The following is a 17,416-nucleotide window of genomic DNA, read 5'->3' on the forward strand; positions in this document are numbered from 1 at the left end:
TAGTTCAGAACTGGCCAAGTTAACTACTTTGATGCATCGGCCTGTTTAACGAGATGGATTGCTCGGACGTCGAACAAGGCGTTATGGGCGATCCGTTTGGCGTTGATTCGCAACTCAAATGATCCGTCTTGATCGATGTCGATCAATCCTAAATGATTCCAGCGAAAGTTTTGGAAATGACCTGTGTCGACGGTTTGAAAATCGAGTTCGGTGTGGACTTTGTTCTCTCGCCATAGGGAGATGACGGCATCGCTGCCCCCCTGCCCTTTTCCGCACCCCTGCAGCACGGCGACTGAATACGTTCCCGGTTCGTTTACGTGCAATTTCCAGGTTGCGTAGTCGGTTGCGACCGTCCAATACCCGACGGTGTTCTTGTACCATTGTGGCTCGAATCGCAGCTTTTCGCCGTAGGTTGTTGCCTGGTATGCATGCAACATGATCGAACCATCGCCGGCGGGTTCGGCTTTGGGGCAGTCGGCTGGAAGGACCGGGTTGCGATCGAACACCACTTCAACGGTTGCGTCTCCCTTCGGCTGTTCTTTCCATGAGAACAACCATTCTTCTTGCTCCGGCCAGAATTTGATGGCCGTCTCGGGGTCATTGACCCATCGAATCGAACGAATTGGTGCCGACAAGCGAGGAATGGCGGCTTTCTTTGCTTGAAGAGCCTTGGGTTTCAGCGTCAAAAAGATCGCCTTGCCCTGGACGAGCACCTTTGAAGAATCACTTGAAAGCTCAGGCCATGGTTTAGCATTACCGGAGACCGCAGGTTCGTTCGAGAACAGTGGCCTAATATTGACAACTAGCAATAACGCGAACACACAAGTCGCTAGACTTTTGCAATGGAGCATTTCAATTCTCTCTTTCCCGAAACACGCGAATAGCGGGAATCGTGATATAGCTACGCAAGAATGTTATCGATGATCTTCGCAGGCTCAACACCTGTCAGTTTGGCATCGAGTCCTTGGAACTTGGCGGTCAAGCGTTCGTGATCGATTCCCATTAGATGCATCAATGTGGCATGAAAATCGCGAACGTGAACCGGATCGGACGCCACGTTGTAGCCGAATTCGCAAGTTTCGCCATGTACGACACCCTTGCGAATACCGCCACCCGCCATCCACATACTGAAACATCGTGGATGATGATCGCGGCCGTAGTTAGTCGCCGTAAGCGTCCCTTGGGAATAGTTGGTCCTGCCGAATTCTCCGCCCCAAATTACTAGGGTGTCATCAAGCATTCCTCGTTGATCAAGGTCTTGCAGCAAGGCAGCGGCAGGCTGATCGGTTTCTTGGCATTGCCGCTTGATCGCGTTTGGCAAATTACCATGTTGATCCCAACCTTGATGATAGAGCTGAATGAAGCGAACGCCGCGTTCCGCTAGCCGTCGAGCGAGAACGCAGTTCGCGGCGAACGTGCCGGGTTTGGTCGCATCGGGGCCGTAGGAATCAAGGATGTGCTTTGGTTCGTCGGCAAGGTTGGCCACATCGGGGACACTCGCTTGCATCCGATAGGCCATTTCATATTGCTCGATCCGATTGGCAAGTTCCGGATCACCCAGGCGGTCCTCTTCTAACTCGTGGAGTTGATTCAGTCGGTCGAGCATCTTGCGACGGCTATCGCGGGATATGCCGGGCGGGTTTGATAGATAAAGTACAGGCTCTTTGCCCGATCGAAACTGCACGCCCTGATAGCGGGCCGGTAGAAATCCCGATCCCCACAAACGCGAATAAAGCGGCTGTCCGCCTTTCCCTTTGGTAATCAACACCACAAATGCTGGTAGGTTCTCACTATCACTCCCCAAACCGTAATGAAGCCAAGAGCCGATACTCGGTCGGCCCGATAGCTGGTTGCCGGTTTGCAAAAACGTGATTGCTGGGTCGTGATTGATCGCTTCGGTGTGCATCGATCGGATCAGTGCGATGCGATCCACCTGCGTTGCCATGTGAGGCATCAACTCACTGACCCATGTTCCGTTTTGACCATGTTGGCCAAATTTGTAGATCGAACCGGCCACCGGCAAAACCGCTTGGTTGCCAGACATTCCCGTCAGCCGTTGCCCTTGTCTAACAGAATCCGGCAATGGTTCGCCTTGTCGCTCACGCAGGAGTGGTTTGTAGTCCCACGTTTCCAACTGCGATGGTCCGCCGGCCTGGAATAGGTAAATGATACGTTTGGCTTTCGGGGCATGATGCGTAGGGTTGATCATACCACCGGTCTGCGTGCCTTCTGCAGCCGAATCTTTCTGCAGCATGTGCATCAGCGCCAGTGAACCAAGCCCGAGACCCGATCGCTGAAGCCATTGTCTGCGGTGAAGATGGTAGTTCATACAGTGTTACCTCAACATGATGGTTTCGTCGTAGGCGAGAATGGTCTGGACAACCACAGTTGTCGCAGCGACATCGACCGGATCAAGCGTTGGTTGCGATGGTCGCTCGCCGACCTGAAGTAGTTCTGTTGCTCGGGTAGGATCATTCTGAAAATACGTAAGTTGCTCGCCGTACATCAGATCGACGAGTTCGCGTTCTTTGTCTGTGGGTTTCCGGCTAATCAAGCGTCGGAACAACTCATCCCACCGAGCATCCAGCGACTTGCCATGCGTTTGCACGAGTTGTTCCGCCAATACTCGTGACGCTTCGACATACTGCGGATCATTGAGGAAGACGAGTGCCTGCAGCGGAGTTGTTGTCAACTCGCGACGAGGCGTGCAACTCTCGCGGTTGGTGGCATCGAACGTCAACATCGATGGCGGTGGTGCCGTGCGTTTCCAGAATGTATACAAGCTGCGACGGTACAAACCCTCGCCCGTGGATTGCTTGTAGGATTTCCCCGTGCCGGCCTCCTGCCAAAGTCCGGCCGGCTGGTAGGGCATTACACTTGGCCCGCCGACTTTGCGAACGAGAAGTCCCGTCGCAGCTAGAGCGGCGTCGCGAAGTTGCTCAGCGGACAGCCGATGCTTCGGTCCCCGAGCCAACCAAACATTATGAGGATCTTGCTGCAACAAACCGGGTTCTTCGACTGTCGATGACTGTCGGTATGTTGCCGAGAGTACAATTCGACGACAGAGAGCCTTCAAGTCCCAGTCATCATCCATCAACGATTGGGCCAGGTGATCGAGCAAGTCCGGATGGGATGGAGGAGTCCCCTGCGAACCGAAATCCTCAAGTGTGACTACCAACCCTCGGCCAAAGAACAGATGCCACATCCGGTTGGCAATCACACGCGATGCCAGAGGATTGCTGGGATGTGTCATCCAACGCGCTAATGCTATTCGCCCTTGACCATCCGCGGGAATTTCGGCGAGGAAACCCGGTATCTCCGCGGTCACCCGTTCACCCGGTTGGGTATATTCCCCCCGCTCAAGAATATGAACCGGACGAGCATTTTCTGAATGCTGCATCACCATGATTTGACGGATGCCGGTCACCAGTTCGTTTTCATGGACGCGAGCCTTGTGGAGTTTCTCGCGTGCCGCCGCGACGGACTCGTCCGCAGTCAACAGTTGATGTTCCAAGGCCATCTGGTTGTCGATCATTGCAGGAGAGCTGTCTGCTTCAACAACACTGTATAAAGTAGCTACTTCTGCTTGTGACAATTGCAGGTCGAAGACATTGAACTCATCGATCAATCCATTCCGAAAACCGACATCACGAAATCGGGCACCGAGGGCAAGTTTCACATTGCCGACATTCATGTCACCCCATTCCCGGCGGTGACGAATATCACGCGTCAGCCCATCACGTTTGACGTCGACTTCCACCGCACGACCGTCAACGAAAAGTTTGAGCCCAGCCGCCGTGCCACTGCCATCGTGAGTGACCGCTAAGTGGGTCCATTCGCCAGTGGGAACACCCATGCGGCTCTGAACTCGAACCGCATTTCCCGGCCAGAAATGAATCATCGAGAATTCTGGAAAGCCATCGTCAATTGTCAGTTGCAGACCTCGGAAACCCGAATCTTCGGCGGCGACCGATTGATGTAACACCACCATCCGAGGCTGCGTGACAGCTGGCTTTACCCACAGACTGAACGAGAACGGAGATGTCCGCCCAAACTCCGGTGCGGTTTCGCAAGTGACAGAATTGTCACCGTCAAAAAGTGTCGCCGCGTCGACCACACCGTCTTCCGTGCCATCGAGTGGCATTTGAAGAACCGGTTCGCGAACTTTCGGCAGTTTGGTAATCAACTCTTTGGAATGCTGCTTCCAATGCGATCTGGCAGTCTCAACGACTTGCTCATACTGCCGCTTGGCCTCTTCGACGGCCGTCTGCGTCTCTGCATGTTGTTTCCGCTGCGTTTCCGAGTAAAGCAGCATCGCGGGGGTTGGCTGAGCGAACGTGAAGTGGGAATAGAGGCCAAGTTCGTCGATATCCGAAAAATATGCCGAGAGCTGATAAAAGTCCCGCTGGGTCATCGGATCAAACTTGTGATCATGACAACGACAGCATTCGAAAGTCAGTCCGAGAAACGCGGTGGCAGCGGTCGTCGTTCGGTCCGCCACACCGGTGAGCCGAAACTCTTCGGGCACGCTCCCACCTTCATTCGTTTGGCGGTGTAGTCGGTTAAAGGTGGTCGCAAGTCGCTGATCCTGAGTCGCGTTGGGCAGAAGATCACCGGCAATCTGTTCGGTCAAAAACTGGTCAAAAGGCATGTTCTGATTGAAAGCATTGATCACCCAATCACGCCAGGGCCAGACCTCCATGGCAACATCGTTTTGATATCCAAACGTGTCTGCATATCGCGCGACGTCCAACCACATGTTCGCCATGCGTTCTCCGTAGGCATCCGAAGCGAGCAGACGATCGACAACATTCTCATAGGCATCGTCGGACCGATCAGCGAGAAACGCATCAAGTTCTTCCAGCGATGGCGGCAGACCTGTCAGATCGAATGTCACGCGTCGAAGCCACGTGGCTCGGTCAACTTCAGGGCTGGGTGTGAGTTTTTTCTGTTCCAATTTCTTGGCAACGAAACGATCGATTTCGTTTCGGGCCCAATTCTTCCCGGCATCGGGCACGGGAATCGCTTGCGGAACCGACTCAAACGCCCAGTGCTTCTGATACGCTGCCCCCTGTTCGATCCATTCGACGAGTTTCTTTTTCTGGTCGGCGGACAGCTTCTTTCCACCCCGTGGTGGCGGCATGATGAAATCAGGATCTTCAGCGAGGATTCGCTCGACCAGATAACTCGACTTCGGATCCTTGGGCACAATCGCGCCATATTCGACGGCGGCGTCTCGATCATCCAAACGCAGATCGGCCTCCCGATGATTCGCATCAGGCCCGTGACAGGCGTAGCAGTATTCCGACAGAATCGGTTGAATGTCCTGATTGAATGACAGAGTCTCATCGGCGAGCACCGACGTAACCAGACTCGTCAACAAGACAACCGGTAGGCTGACAAAGATCTTCATAGCGCATGATCCGAATTTGATATCATCTGAGAGAGCTTAATATATCGTAGACACCTTATGCATAGCAGGTTGCTCTCCGGCAGAAATTTGGGGATCTGTTGTCATTCTACGCCGTTGCCCAATCAACGTCTTGTATGGAGGCCGCTCAATTTTGGTATGATTTGACGATGACTCATTCAAACCCTGTCGAAATGGGCGAAGCGTTTCGTGACGCATTTTTTCAGCGTCAACCGGACGCACGCGATCTCGTCCGACTCTTTGAATACTTGCCGTCCACGCTGTTCTACGCCAAAGATGTCGAACATCGTTACGTGGCCACGAACCGTCTTACGCTCGTCGAAGTCTTCGGACTCGAAAAGATGGGCGACCTGCTCGGACGGACCGATCGTGACTTTCAGCCGCCTGCGTTAGCCGAGGCTTATCACGCTGAGGATCGTCGTGTCATGGAGTCGCGGGAAGCAATCCCGAACCAGGTTTGGTTGGTCCCCCATGTCCAAGGAAGACCCCGCTGGTACGTTTCCTCGAAGACCCCTTGGTTTGCTCCGGACGGTGAGGTCATTGGCATCGCGGGAGTCATGTACCCGATCGAGACCCCTGAAGAGCAGGAATCATTTTTTCAGGAACTACTGCCAGCGGTCCGTCACATCGATGCCAACTTCGCCACCACGATTTCTATGAAGGAGATGGCCCGCCTAACCAATCTGTCACCTACTCATTTCAACGCACGATTTCGCGCCGTCCTCCGGATGTCACCAACCGAATACGTTTTGTCACGACGAGTCCAAGAGGCACAGAATCTACTTTTGAAAACCGACCGGACCATCGCAGACATCGGTACGGAAGTCGGCTTCTTCGATCAAAGCCACTTCACCAAACGATTTCGCAAATTCACCGGCATGACCCCACTCGCCTATCGCAAGCGATTCGTCCATTAGAATAGCCGGCCGAAGATCTTAACAACTCGATTTCGCCGAAAGGATGACAAAAGGTCTTCCCCGAAACTAAGTCTCACCCTTTCTCAATGTTTCAAAGTACGCATCCCAACTTTGATGCTCTCGTCCCGCTGCTTCTGCATAGTGACTTTCATTGTCACACGCTCCGTTGCGGATGCCTTCGTAAATTCCCGCAATAACAGTCCCAAGAAAGTCGCCCAGTTCCGCGATCCTCTCTTCGCGATACTCCGCCACAGACATTTCCCGATATGCCAAGTTCGTCCCGAATGTATCGTTAAGATAGTTCGCGAGTTCTTGTTGCGTGATCGCCTGACCGTGCAGGTTGTAAGTTTTCCCATCGTGCGAGGATTCGGTCAGCATACACGCATACGCATAGGCCAACTCACCTCGTGTTGTATAGCCGCACTTCCTATTACCAGCGCAGTTAGCGATCTCACCACGCTTCTGATAGGTATCGAGGTATTCGACGTCGGGTTCAATATAGATCCCGTTGCGACCAATTGACCACTGAAGACCGCTTCCCCGTACGTCCTCCTCGGTTTGCCGATTACTTTGGACAATGGGTGAAAAAGCAGTGCCGTTTTCCGCCCCCTGAATGCTCGTGTAGACAATCTTTCGGACCCCCGCTTCCCGAGCTGTCTCAATCACATTGCGGTGTTGGCCAATCCGCTTGTCTGGTCGATCCATGCCAGAGACCAGTAATAAACTCGTTACTCCACGCAACGACTTTGCTAGCTCACCGCGCTTCGTGTAGTCACCAGGACGGACCTCAACCCCCAACCCCGCGGCTTTGCTCGGCGTACGAGCAAGAGCGACAACATTTCCATCACCAACAATTTTCTTGGCAGCCTGAACGATCGCCGAACCAAGCTGACCACTAGCTGCAGTGACTCCGATAATATTCTGTTGAGGCATCATTTCCTCCTCATGTTACAGCTTGGAAAGGACACCGACCTAGAACCAAACTTCACTGAGCTGTCCGGATTCGAGTTCGTTGGCATAGCTTAAATAGTAATTGCGGTTCGGGGCATTATACTCTCTAGCAGCTAGGCCTCGCAAAGCTTTGATCTTGACGTCCCGAGCTAGCTTTCTGTCGGCGTCTCTCAACCATTTCACATGGTCCGAGAGTTCGAGGGCCCATTGATACTCTTCGTTCGCTAGGGCCTTTTCCATCTGCTGCGTAAGTTGTTGTGTGCCACCGGCCAGCTCAGCCATTTTTTGAGCTTTGAGTTTCGGCGCCAATGGATTCAAAGTTGTTGGGTTTCCGTCATACCAACCGAGAAGCCCGGTATAGATCGCTCGGACTGCATGCGGTACATAACCATAAAACTCAATCAGATAAGGCTTATTTTTCAGATGGTCGGGAAGTTCGACTTCGTGAGCGAGTTGATCAGGACCTTTGCCAGCATTAATACCTTCAACAGTTTGGTCGTACACACTTCGAATTGCTTCGCTGTAGTCCTTCAAGGCCATCGTCGCGGCTTCTTCACCTTGGATCGGCATCGTGTGGCCGGGAACTAATGCTTGGGGTTGGTAATCAGCCATCTTCCCCACACTTTCAGACCACTTCAAAACGTTTCGATAGGCCGTACCTCGAATTGCATAGAGATTGGGAAACGAACGATAAAAGTTATCACCAGCGAACAGCACCTTTTCTTCAGGCAGCCAGATAAACATCGCGTCGTCGGTCTCTCCTGGACCGATGTGAAACTCGAGTTTGACACCAGCGATTGTCGTTTTGAGTCCACTATTCGGAACTGTAATATTCGGAGGAATAAAACCTTCGCCACGGTCAGTGTCGATCGTGTTCGCAGGAGCAACGCCACGGTTGGTACTCTCAGCCTCCGAGAGTCTTCGACCGAACTGACGAACATTCCGTTTGGCTTTAATCGGAGCCACCGCTTGATTGACACCTTCCGCCGATCCAAAACCCTCAGCGGCGTAGATATCAGGTCGTTGCTTGCCAACGAAAACACTCGCACCACCAGTATGATCCCCGTGACTATGAGTATAAATAATCGCTTTGACTGGCTTGTCGCTGTGCTTCCGAAATGCCTGATATGCATTCGCTGCGCTGCTAGGCCCGAATAGTGTATCGACGATAATGACACCATCGTCACCTACGATCATTGATGTATTCGCTCCGTGAAAACCGACAGCAGTAAACACATTATCAGAGACCTGAACAACTTCTTGCTCGAACTGCTGTTGCTGCGCATTTAGCATTTCGAGGGCTTTGTCTGGTTCGACCTGCGTCTGCGCGACGACAGGATGAGCCGTCAACACGAACGCACCGACCAACACAAGACTAAATAATCGATTTGCGGATTTCATAACGCTACCTCTTTGATTGATGTGTTAACAAGTTTTCCTGCATCACTTGCAGAACACTTTGAGCTGTATCAATGTCTGACTTGGAAACACCCTCAAGTGTGGTTTTTCGCAGTTCGTCCAAAAGGGGAAGAACCTTCTGGAGTTTTCGCTCGCCTTGCGGCGTCAAACTAATCATCACTACACGGGCATCCTCACTTGAAACCGTTCGCCGCACGAACTTTTGTGTAACGAGTCGATCCAACTGTCGTTTAACTGTGGTCGGATCACGAATCATGAGTGATGCCAACTCATTCATGCTCAGCGGTTGGCCAGCATCCGACAAAGTGATAAGCGTTTGCGTTTCTTCAGGCGAGAATGGCCAACCGGCACTTTTCAACACCGAAGCCATGGCTGTACGAATTAGGTATGCAACCCGACCGATTGCAAATCCTGGGGAAGATTCGGAATCGAAATGCAAGTACACCTCCCTACGATGTATGAATCGAAGCCGCTGTGGAGTTTACGACGATCGGACGGTACCAGTCCCAATAACCGTAAACTAGCAACCCACACGCAACGAAATCGAGAAGACCAATCATGAAGTATCTGTGCGCGAAGAAAGTTACGTACAGCAGAATATTCACCGAATAAGGCAAGACCATCAAGATGGCTAGCGGTGTTGTTCGAGGAACAAACATCAGTCCGCCCGTCACAGCCTTGAATAGACCGACCCAATAGATCAGATAGCCAGTCTCGTGCAGAGCGATCATAAATTGCCCGACCCGATCCGACGAACTAGTCTCCGGTAGGCCATTGATCGCTAAGCCAATAGTCATGATTCCAGTGCCAAACAAAAACATCGCAAAGAGGAGTCGCACGACAAACTCAAGCCGGGGCAACCGAACGTCGAACCTTTTGAGTGTAGTCATTCTCGATTCACTAGAATCAACAACTTGACGAGGCGGGCTAACGACCGCCCACACATACCTGTATCATACAGGTATTCAGTTTCTCGTCAACCTCTGATGCGGTTTTTTCCATTTTCAAGGTCGATGAACGGATATGTCCGCACCGCAAACGGTGTAGCGACCACGGTTACAAAGGCCGATTGTCTTCAGTGTTGCGTCACCAGTACCTGCCAGAACGATGGTCAACGATTGCGAAACAGCCTACCCGAACTTTTGGCGTCCCCATGCAGTTGATTGAGACACCCTGGCTGATAGGCAGTGTCGGTTATCTGATCGGATCCCGTGCTTCCGGTGCGAACTTTCACCCATAGCAATGAAGGCTTTGGAATAGCCGTTACAAGAAACCTGCAGCTTCGCCAGAGTTCGTACCACATTAGCCGACCTGGTCCCATTGGTTAAACTGACACCAGGCGCACTGAACACAAGAGGCTCGCCCCTGGGTTACGAACGATCAACCTCATCTCGAAGAGCTTGATAAGAAGTTCCGATTGATCAGAGATGACACGCGGAGCGTTGCCAGGAGCCGAAGCCCAGGTCTTTACGTTCACAGGGCCGGTGGTTGTCCAAATTGTTGGCCCGAGCGGTCCGCTTCGAGTGGCTTCTCACCGAGGGCGTGATTCAGAACCAGACGGAACTCGCCAGCTGGGACCCGTTTCACGGGCACGGTTCACGCAAATCATGAGTCTTTTGAACCCGGCACCTGACATTCAAGAGGCGATCCTGTTTTTGCCGTTAGTAAAACGGGGGAAGGATACAGTGACTGAGTGCCAATTGCGGCCGATCGCGCAGGAGGTGGATTGGGAAAGGCAACGGGAGTTATGGGATGCTGTCGGTGCCAACTTCCACACGTGATGCCGAGACCGGACCTACCGATCTTTTGCTCTCTTACCGCACACTCTGTAGGAGCTGGCAGGTCGAACAAGCTGTTGCTACCATCAAGACTTATATCGACACCCTCGTGCTATGTAGTGCATGATGGTGAACCTTGATACAATGCGTTTTTAGTCGCTCCCTCTCCCCGAGGCGGTCTCAATCCGAACCGCGGATTCGTTGAGCTAGGTGCCTTTCGTACCAAGAGGTTACGACGATTGCCGTACATCGAGATGTTTAGGTGGAACTCGATTTCTGACCAGATTCGGGCCGAAACAGAGCCCGAGCGGACGAAGCGAGATCCAATGCGACTGGCGCACCAATACCAGGATTTGCTGGACTCGAAAGTAGTTACAACGAGGGCCGAGCTTGCGCGTCATCTTGGGGTAAGCCGTGCCCGAGTTACCCAAGTGCTAAGCCGTTTGAATGAGACCGATGATGAATCCGCCAAGCGTCGATTTGGTGACACCGGATGATTGCCAATACGCCTGCACAAAGCTCAATATGCTGTAAGCCGAAGGGATTCGAGGCTTTCCAACCGCCGAGTCAGCCACGCAGATGAGAAGCTGGTCGTCGCTTCGAGTGAATTCAAATAGGATCAGATATTTTGTCGGATTCCTGTTAACGATTTCCGTCGGCGCTCGGCATACGGTCATCGAACCGTTGTTTAGCGTTGTCGGTGCTTATGGACGAAAAACAGAAACGAGAAGAATTCACCCATCACTGGCTGGAGGTCGAGCCTTACGTCTTCGCGTCAGTCTCCGGATTTCACGATGCTGAAGACGTCGTTCAACGGATCGCCCAGGAGCTGGCGCGCCGATTCGACGAGTATGACTCGAGTCGCCCGTTCGTAGGGTGGGCACTGTGGATCGCCAAATCCCGAGTGATTGATTTCTATCGGACTCAGGATCGCACGCGGGTTGTTTTCTCCGACGAACTGCTCGGCCAACTCGCTGACACCATTGCCAATCAGGCTGACGGTCGGAGCAACCGTCGCGAAGCACTGGAAGCCTGTCTGGAGGAACTGCCGCCAAAGTCGCGCCGGCTGCTCGACTTGCGGTACGTGGAAGAACTGTCTGCCGCCGAGATGGCGCAGGAAACCGGTACTACCAGCGGCTCGGTGCGAGTTTTGCTGTCGCGCGTTCGGACGGTTCTCGCCAGTTGCATTGAGCGACGCCTCGCGATGGAGAATGTGTAATGTCCGTCAACGACGATTTCATCGATCGCATTCTTGAAGGAGAGGCGTCTGACGAGGAGGTTGCGGAGTTTCAGAATTGGCTGCAAATTCGCGGCAATGTCGAACGGTTTGCACTTCGTGCCGAACTGCATTCGGACCTGCGGCGTTCTCTGCGGCGCAGAAACATCCAGAAAAGTGCGTTGGAAGCGAGCACGACTGATGCTATTGCTAACTGCGCATCGTCGCGGGACACACATTCATCGCCAGCTCTCCGCTCGCGACAGATGTTAGTGCTAGCCGTATTGGGGCTTGTGACGGCGGCCTGTATCGTCATCGCATTCGTACTGCCTGAGGGCAACAGCGATCCAGTCCCTGCTGACGCTTACGCGGCTTCCGTCATCAGCAATGTGAATGGGTTGCTCACGAAAGGCGGTTCGCAATGGAACGACCCCCAAATCCCGGTGGGCGATTACGATTTGCAGAAAGGCCTGCTTCATCTGCAATTCGGCAGTGGAGTCATGGTTTACGTGGAAGCGCCTGCCCGCTTCGACGCAGTCAGCGACAAACGTGTCGTGCTGCATAGCGGGCGACTGTCGGCCAGAGTGCCTCCTGAAGGGATTGGGTTTGCGGTGGAAACTCCCGAAGCGGAAGTCGTTGACTTTGGCACTGAGTTTTCCGTCGATGTGGAAGGCGGCGCGAGCGAGGTGCATGTGTTTGATGGGCTCGTGCGCGTCCATCCCGGGGCATCCAACAAACGCGATGCCTCTCGGTCAGTTGAGCTTCAGGCGTCCCAAGCCCTGCGGATTACTGATGGGGCGACTGAGCCCGAAGACATCTCGATCGCGACCGACAGGTTCATTCGCAACTTTGACGAGCCGAAGTGGAACTACGCTCGCTTGGTCAAGCAATTATCGCCCTTGGCCTCCTACCGAATGCCAATTCGTGACCGAGGGCTGGTTTCTGAACCGCCCGAATATTCGGGTGTGGTTTTAACCGGTGAAGGCAAACGTCCACCACATGCCAAGGGTGTATTCGCCGGCGGTTCGTTGAGAGTCGGAGTCGACTCAAGCGGTCGGGGTGGACGCGTCGATTCGCCACCGCGATTGAGCACCGGACGCTTCTCGCTGACCGCGTTCGTGTATCTCGAAGCACCCTCGCACAACGCGATGGTTGCCACAAACCTGAATCATGGTCAGGGCAACTTTGGTCTGTCTCTCGATGAAAACGGAATGCTGCAGGCCATCATCAGGAACAGCGATGGAGATGAACCGTCCATCGCGAGCGACTCGGTCCTGCGGCTGAAGACCTGGCGGCATGTCGTCGTGACCGCTGATGGTGAGCAATTGCATTTCTACGAAGACGGGAAGCTTGTTGCGTCCACACCTTGTGCGGCAATGGCAGTCAGCAACTCTGATACGGTCTGGTTCGGAACGGACGCCGAAGCGATGCGAGTATGGGACGGCCGAATCGACGAGGTGGCATTGTTCGACCGGGCACTCAACGAAAAAGAAATTGCGACGCTTTACCGCACCGCTCAAGAGGAGATTGCCAAATCACGATGAAGGATCAACGGAATCACTTATTGCCAGAGCTTCTGGCTCGGACTTTGTTAGCCGTGCTTTTCGTCGTGCTGATCATCGGCCCGAGGGTTGCAACGGCGGCCGACCGGCCCAACATTGTGATCATCCTTGCGGATGACCTCGGTTACGGAAGCCTGAACAGCTACGGCGCCGATGAGTCGCACATTCGAACGCCCAATATCGACCGTCTGGCAAAGCAGGGGCGGCGATTCACTGACGCGAATACTCCGTCCTCGGTGTGTTCGCCAACTCGCTACGGTTTGCTGACCGGGCGTTACGACTGGCGGACGAATCAGAAGCACGGCGTCGTCAACACCACCGACCCGCTGCACATCGACACGTCACGCTCAACCATCGCTTCGCTCCTGAAGTCGGCTGGATACCACACGGCCGCCATCGGGAAGTGGCATCTCGGGTACTGCACAACGAAGGCGGACTTCACGAAACCGCTGACACCAGGGCCACTGGACATTGGTTTCGACTATCACTTTGCTGTGCCCCAGAACCACGGAGACGCTTCGGGAATTTACGTCCGTAATCGGCAGGTCGTCGGCTTGCGCAGCGACCGCAATGTTCCGGCGGGGAAGTCGCCATACGGTCGAAACTTCATGGGGATCGATGCCCCTCAACGTGTCGATGAGAACGTGATGGATGAACTGACGACGGATGCCGTCAGTTGGCTCGAAAAGCAGAATGTCGATGGGCCATTCTTTTTGTACTTTGCCCCCGTGGCGATCCATTTTCCCTACACGCCGTCAGACAAAACAATGGGCGAAAGTGGAACCGGTCTCTATGGCGACTGGATTCACGAGTTGGACCTGTCAGTCGGTCGGATTCTGGACACGATCGATCGCATGAAGGCGACCGAAGAGACACTGGTCATCTTCACCAGCGACAACGGCGGTGTACTGATGACCGAAGGGCAACGTCCCGAGGCCGAAGCATATCGAGCGGGGCTACGCTGCAACGGCCACTTGCGCGGTCGCAAGCACAGCGTTTACGAGGGTGGTTTTCGAGTTCCGTTTCTGGTTCGCTGGCCGGGGCATGTTCAGCCGGGAACGTTCTGTGACGAAACCATCAACCTCGTCGACATCTACGCCACGCTTGCCGCGGTGATCGATCAGCCGCTTCGACCAGACGAAGACGCTGCTGAAGATAGCTTCAATATGCTGCCGGCAATGCTCGGCACGCCAAAGGAGGGACCGCTTCGTCCGTCGATGATTGTTCACAGCCCCAACGGCAACTTTGCGATCCGACGTGGACCGTGGAAGTACATCGAAGGCAAACCGAGCCTCACATTGAAACGCGTCCCGCGGCGCGACGAATTGCATGCGCAGCTTTTCAACCTGCAGGACGACCCGGGCGAGAAACACAACGTCATCAACAAACATCCCGATGTCGTGAACCGGTTGGCAAGTTTGCTTGAGCAGCAGCGCACCGACGGAAGGTCATCGACGCGAACGCCTCAACGAGAAACCATCAAATGAACAAGCAACTTCTTTCATTCATATCACAACTGTTCCTCGCATTCCTGCTGGTGCTTGCCTTCTCTGCAGAGACTCAGGCGGCGGATGATCGGCCACCGAACATCGTCTTCATGTTCGCCGACGATCTTGGGTACGGCGATCTCCGCTGCTACGGGCATCCCTACGCGAAGACACCAGTCCTTGACCAACTCGCCGAAGAAGGGACGCGGTTCACTCAGTTCTATGTGACGGGTGTGACGTGTAATCCCAGCCGCACGGGACTCATGACCGGACTGTTTCCAGCCCGTTTTCCGAAGTACGCCGCCGACTTCGGTTTCGGGGACCGCGCCACGATCACCGAACTGCTGAAGAAGCGGGGATACAGAACAGGTCACTTCGGCAAGTGGCACATTGGCCCGAACGACAGCGACGGCACTTATGGGATCGATACGGTTAAAACGATTGGCAAGAGTCGGGACAGATCAGCCGGTAGAGATACCGACCTTTATTCGGCCGCGATTGAATTCATCAGAAAAAACAAGGACGAGCCGTTCTACGTCAACATCTGGGGTCACGCGACACACTTTCCTGTGAACACATCCGCCGAGCTGGCTGGCCGGTTCAAAGACGCGACAGTCGACCGAAAAGACTTCTCGCCGACCATGCAACACAAGTTTGATGAGTGTCTGAAGATCGGTGGCGATCTCGATGAATCGATGCGGCAGTATCTCGGCGATGTCTACCAGATCGATTTGAATGTCGGGCGAGTTCTGAAGGCGCTCGACGAGTTGGGGCTGCGTGACGATACCATCGTGGTTTTCTCCAGCGACCACGGACCTGCACCGGTGATCCTTGGGAAGAAAGGTGCCCGCGAATTCTCGAACAACATGCTGGGTTACGCGGGCGAGTTTCGTGGCGGCAAACACGAACAATACGAAGGCGGCACACGCGTTCCATTCATCATTCGCTGGCCGGGGCGGGTAAAGGCAGGCAGAGTCGACTCCGCCAACATTGGCTCCTTTGTCGACTGGCTGCCGACAATGTGCTCAATCACCGAGATAGACGACCTACCGGAACAACTTGACGGCGAAGACATTTCCGACATCTGGCTTGGTGCCGATCGCCAGCGCACGAAACCGCTGTTTTGGAAATCCAGTTCCACGGGCAGTACTCCCGCGATGCGCGTCGGTAAATGGAAGCTGCACCTGCCACGAAAGCAACGCGGCGAACCAGAACTCTACGACCTTTCCGTCGATCCGAGCGAAAGCAACAACATCGCAGCGGCTCATCCGGAAGTCGTCGGCCGCCTGAGGAAGTTACTTCAGGCATGGGTCGCTGAGCTGCCTGCGAACTATGCAAAGGCGAAGCAAAGATGAACCGATTCATTCACGCGTTGCTCTGCGCCACTTGCCTGTTCGTCACTCAGGCCTCTGTATTCGGTGCAGCGCCGGCAAACGATCAAATGTCAAATTCAGCGGGGAAGTCATGAACGCACTAAGAAAGAGGAATCGGCTTTTTACGCTGGCTATTGGATTGACATTGACCAGCAGTTTGCCTCTTGTTGCGCAAGAACGTCCCTACATGGATGGATTCCCTCCATTGGCCCCCAGTCCATCGGCTAAAACAAAGATCCCGCTTACGCGAAAAGAAGATGGCCTCTTGTACCGCTCCGAAGAAAGCCATCAAGAAGCCGGTGCAAGTCTGGAGAAGTACTTCAACAACACATACTTGCCGATGGTGCGGAAGCACTACCCTGATCAGGACCTCAGTCTGATCAAGCTTGCCACCAGGACGTCGACCGCTGACCTCGAAGTTCACGAAGACATCGCCTATGCACGCTGGGGCGATCGTGTCATGCAGTTGGACCTCTACTTTCCATCTGCGCTAGAGGAGCCACTTCCTGTGGTCATCTTTGTGCACGGGGGTGGCTGGGAACGTGGATCACACCGCGGTTACAGACCTGCGGCGATGGCATTTGCGAAGCGAGGTTTCGCCACCGCCACCGTGGAATACCGCCTCGCGGGGGAAGCAATGTTTCCGGCAGCCATTTACGACGTGAAAGCCGCCATCCGCTGGCTCCGGGCAAATGCGAAAACATATCATCTCGATCCGGAGCGATTTGGTATTACAGGCGGTTCCGCCGGCGGCAATATCGCCGTCCTAACCGCTGTTACGTTTGGCGATCGGCGCTTCGACGGTCCTGCCAACCATCTCGACCAATCCAGCGAGATCCAGTGCGTTGTTTCAATGTACGGACCCATGGGTTGGACGTCGTGGACATGGTCGAATGCCAAGCTCGGTTCACCGCTCAGAGAAGAAACGCTACCCGATTTTCACATTGCCAATGGCGCCCACCTTCCTCCGATCCTGTTTCTCAACGAGTGGGACCATCGCGAGTACCGCAATTGGGGGCCTGACACCATGGATCTTCTCAGGAAGCTTGGCAAAGGAGATCGTGCCGAACTCACGTTGATCAACGCTCCTCACGCGTTTATCAACTTTTCCCCTCATCAATCGATCGCCCTCGATCACCTTGAGAGATTCTTCGCCAAGCATCTGGAGAAAGGATTTGAATCAAAGTCGCCGAAAGATACTCCCGAAGCAGCGCGGGAGAAGTGAGCGACGTTGCTCGGGTTTCGTTTTCCCGTTTAGTTGAGACACATTCGGACGACTGAA

14 protein-coding genes are annotated in these 17,416 nt (G+C 54.0%); 7 read left to right on the forward strand and 7 right to left on the reverse strand.

What is annotated here, in order from left to right; all coding sequences use genetic code 11:
* Window positions 1–23 precede the first annotated feature (23 nt).
* From AC5DDB_RS21335 to AC5DDB_RS21345, 3 genes are read right to left on the reverse strand one after another with little or no spacing between them, the layout of a single operon-like run.
* Window positions 24–851 (reverse strand): hypothetical protein, encoded by an 828-nt coding sequence (locus AC5DDB_RS21335; RefSeq protein ID WP_491741796.1) that lies wholly within the window; start codon window positions 849–851, stop codon window positions 24–26.
* 50 nt (window positions 852–901) lie between these two features.
* The gene (locus tag AC5DDB_RS21340; RefSeq protein ID WP_491741797.1) at window positions 902–2,329 is read right to left on the reverse strand and encodes a DUF1501 domain-containing protein; all 1,428 of its coding nucleotides are present in this window, start codon (window positions 2,327–2,329) and stop codon (window positions 902–904) included.
* Between the two features lie 6 nt (window positions 2,330–2,335).
* A complete protein-coding gene (locus AC5DDB_RS21345; protein WP_491741798.1) occupies window positions 2,336–5,413 on the reverse strand; it encodes a DUF1553 domain-containing protein in 3,078 nt (1,025 codons plus the stop codon).
* Between the two features lie 167 nt (window positions 5,414–5,580).
* On the opposite strand from AC5DDB_RS21345, the gene AC5DDB_RS21350 reads away from it, so the two are divergent.
* Complete coding sequence (locus tag AC5DDB_RS21350; protein ID WP_491741799.1) at window positions 5,581–6,348, forward strand: AraC family transcriptional regulator; 768 nt, start codon at window positions 5,581–5,583, stop codon at window positions 6,346–6,348.
* A gap of 66 nt (window positions 6,349–6,414) precedes the next feature.
* Here AC5DDB_RS21350 and AC5DDB_RS21355 read toward each other — a convergent pair whose 3' ends face one another.
* From AC5DDB_RS21355 to AC5DDB_RS21370, 4 genes are read right to left on the reverse strand one after another with little or no spacing between them, the layout of a single operon-like run.
* Window positions 6,415–7,284, reverse strand: a complete 870-nt coding sequence (locus AC5DDB_RS21355) for an SDR family oxidoreductase (RefSeq protein ID WP_491741800.1) — start codon at window positions 7,282–7,284, stop codon at window positions 6,415–6,417.
* A 36-nt stretch (window positions 7,285–7,320) separates the two neighbouring features.
* Window positions 7,321–8,700 (reverse strand): alkyl sulfatase dimerization domain-containing protein, encoded by a 1,380-nt coding sequence (locus AC5DDB_RS21360; RefSeq protein WP_491741801.1) that lies wholly within the window; start codon window positions 8,698–8,700, stop codon window positions 7,321–7,323.
* A 4-nt stretch (window positions 8,701–8,704) separates the two neighbouring features.
* Window positions 8,705–9,157 carry a MarR family winged helix-turn-helix transcriptional regulator gene (locus AC5DDB_RS21365; protein WP_491741802.1) on the reverse strand — a complete coding sequence of 151 codons (453 nt, stop codon included), beginning with the start codon at window positions 9,155–9,157 and terminating at the stop codon, window positions 8,705–8,707.
* A gap of 10 nt (window positions 9,158–9,167) precedes the next feature.
* On the reverse strand, window positions 9,168–9,608 hold the full coding sequence (locus tag AC5DDB_RS21370; RefSeq protein ID WP_491741803.1) for a hypothetical protein: 441 nt from the start codon (window positions 9,606–9,608) through the stop codon (window positions 9,168–9,170).
* Between the two features lie 537 nt (window positions 9,609–10,145).
* Between AC5DDB_RS21370 and AC5DDB_RS21375 the strand changes: the two genes are divergently transcribed.
* The 6 genes from AC5DDB_RS21375 to AC5DDB_RS21400 all read left to right on the forward strand — a co-directional run bounded on the left by AC5DDB_RS21375 (window position 10,146) and on the right by AC5DDB_RS21400 (window position 17,359).
* Window positions 10,146–10,499 carry a hypothetical protein gene (locus tag AC5DDB_RS21375; protein WP_491741804.1) on the forward strand — a complete coding sequence of 118 codons (354 nt, stop codon included), beginning with the start codon at window positions 10,146–10,148 and terminating at the stop codon, window positions 10,497–10,499.
* A 703-nt stretch (window positions 10,500–11,202) separates the two neighbouring features.
* Entirely contained in the window at window positions 11,203–11,715 is a 513-nt protein-coding gene (locus AC5DDB_RS21380; protein ID WP_491741805.1) for a sigma-70 family RNA polymerase sigma factor, read from the forward strand.
* Window positions 11,715–13,256 carry a LamG-like jellyroll fold domain-containing protein gene (locus AC5DDB_RS21385; protein ID WP_491741806.1) on the forward strand — a complete coding sequence of 514 codons (1,542 nt, stop codon included), beginning with the start codon at window positions 11,715–11,717 and terminating at the stop codon, window positions 13,254–13,256. The genes AC5DDB_RS21380 and AC5DDB_RS21385 overlap by 1 nt, the downstream gene beginning before the upstream one ends.
* A complete protein-coding gene (locus tag AC5DDB_RS21390; protein WP_491741807.1) occupies window positions 13,253–14,761 on the forward strand; it encodes a sulfatase family protein in 1,509 nt (502 codons plus the stop codon). The genes AC5DDB_RS21385 and AC5DDB_RS21390 overlap by 4 nt, the downstream gene beginning before the upstream one ends.
* Window positions 14,758–16,116 carry a sulfatase family protein gene (locus AC5DDB_RS21395; RefSeq protein ID WP_491741808.1) on the forward strand — a complete coding sequence of 453 codons (1,359 nt, stop codon included), beginning with the start codon at window positions 14,758–14,760 and terminating at the stop codon, window positions 16,114–16,116. Before AC5DDB_RS21390 ends, AC5DDB_RS21395 begins: the two co-directional genes overlap by 4 nt.
* Window positions 16,094–17,359, forward strand: coding sequence for an alpha/beta hydrolase fold domain-containing protein (locus AC5DDB_RS21400; protein ID WP_491741809.1), 1,266 nt, complete (start codon window positions 16,094–16,096; stop codon window positions 17,357–17,359). The genes AC5DDB_RS21395 and AC5DDB_RS21400 overlap by 23 nt, the downstream gene beginning before the upstream one ends.
* The last annotated feature ends 57 nt before the right edge of the window (window positions 17,360–17,416 follow it).

It is taken from the genome of Thalassoroseus sp. (assembly GCF_984380535.1).

What these genes read in the sequence shown, in the direction of transcription:
- AC5DDB_RS21385 (WP_491741806.1), top strand. Translation starts at nt 11,715, where the DNA reads ATGTCCGTCAACGACGATTTCATCGATCGCATTCTTGAAGGAGAGGCG.
- AC5DDB_RS21370 (WP_491741803.1), bottom strand. Translation starts at nt 9,608, where the DNA reads ATGACTACACTCAAAAGGTTCGACGTTCGGTTGCCCCGGCTTGAGTTT.
- AC5DDB_RS21390 (WP_491741807.1), top strand. Translation starts at nt 13,253, where the DNA reads ATGAAGGATCAACGGAATCACTTATTGCCAGAGCTTCTGGCTCGGACT.
- AC5DDB_RS21335 (WP_491741796.1), bottom strand. Translation starts at nt 851, where the DNA reads ATGCTCCATTGCAAAAGTCTAGCGACTTGTGTGTTCGCGTTATTGCTA.
- AC5DDB_RS21345 (WP_491741798.1), bottom strand. Translation starts at nt 5,413, where the DNA reads ATGAAGATCTTTGTCAGCCTACCGGTTGTCTTGTTGACGAGTCTGGTT.
- AC5DDB_RS21395 (WP_491741808.1), top strand. Translation starts at nt 14,758, where the DNA reads ATGAACAAGCAACTTCTTTCATTCATATCACAACTGTTCCTCGCATTC.
- AC5DDB_RS21355 (WP_491741800.1), bottom strand. Translation starts at nt 7,284, where the DNA reads ATGATGCCTCAACAGAATATTATCGGAGTCACTGCAGCTAGTGGTCAG.
- AC5DDB_RS21375 (WP_491741804.1), top strand. Translation starts at nt 10,146, where the DNA reads ATGACACGCGGAGCGTTGCCAGGAGCCGAAGCCCAGGTCTTTACGTTC.
- AC5DDB_RS21360 (WP_491741801.1), bottom strand. Translation starts at nt 8,700, where the DNA reads ATGAAATCCGCAAATCGATTATTTAGTCTTGTGTTGGTCGGTGCGTTC.
- AC5DDB_RS21350 (WP_491741799.1), top strand. Translation starts at nt 5,581, where the DNA reads ATGACTCATTCAAACCCTGTCGAAATGGGCGAAGCGTTTCGTGACGCA.
- AC5DDB_RS21380 (WP_491741805.1), top strand. Translation starts at nt 11,203, where the DNA reads ATGGACGAAAAACAGAAACGAGAAGAATTCACCCATCACTGGCTGGAG.
- AC5DDB_RS21400 (WP_491741809.1), top strand. Translation starts at nt 16,094, where the DNA reads ATGCAAAGGCGAAGCAAAGATGAACCGATTCATTCACGCGTTGCTCTG.
- AC5DDB_RS21340 (WP_491741797.1), bottom strand. Translation starts at nt 2,329, where the DNA reads ATGAACTACCATCTTCACCGCAGACAATGGCTTCAGCGATCGGGTCTC.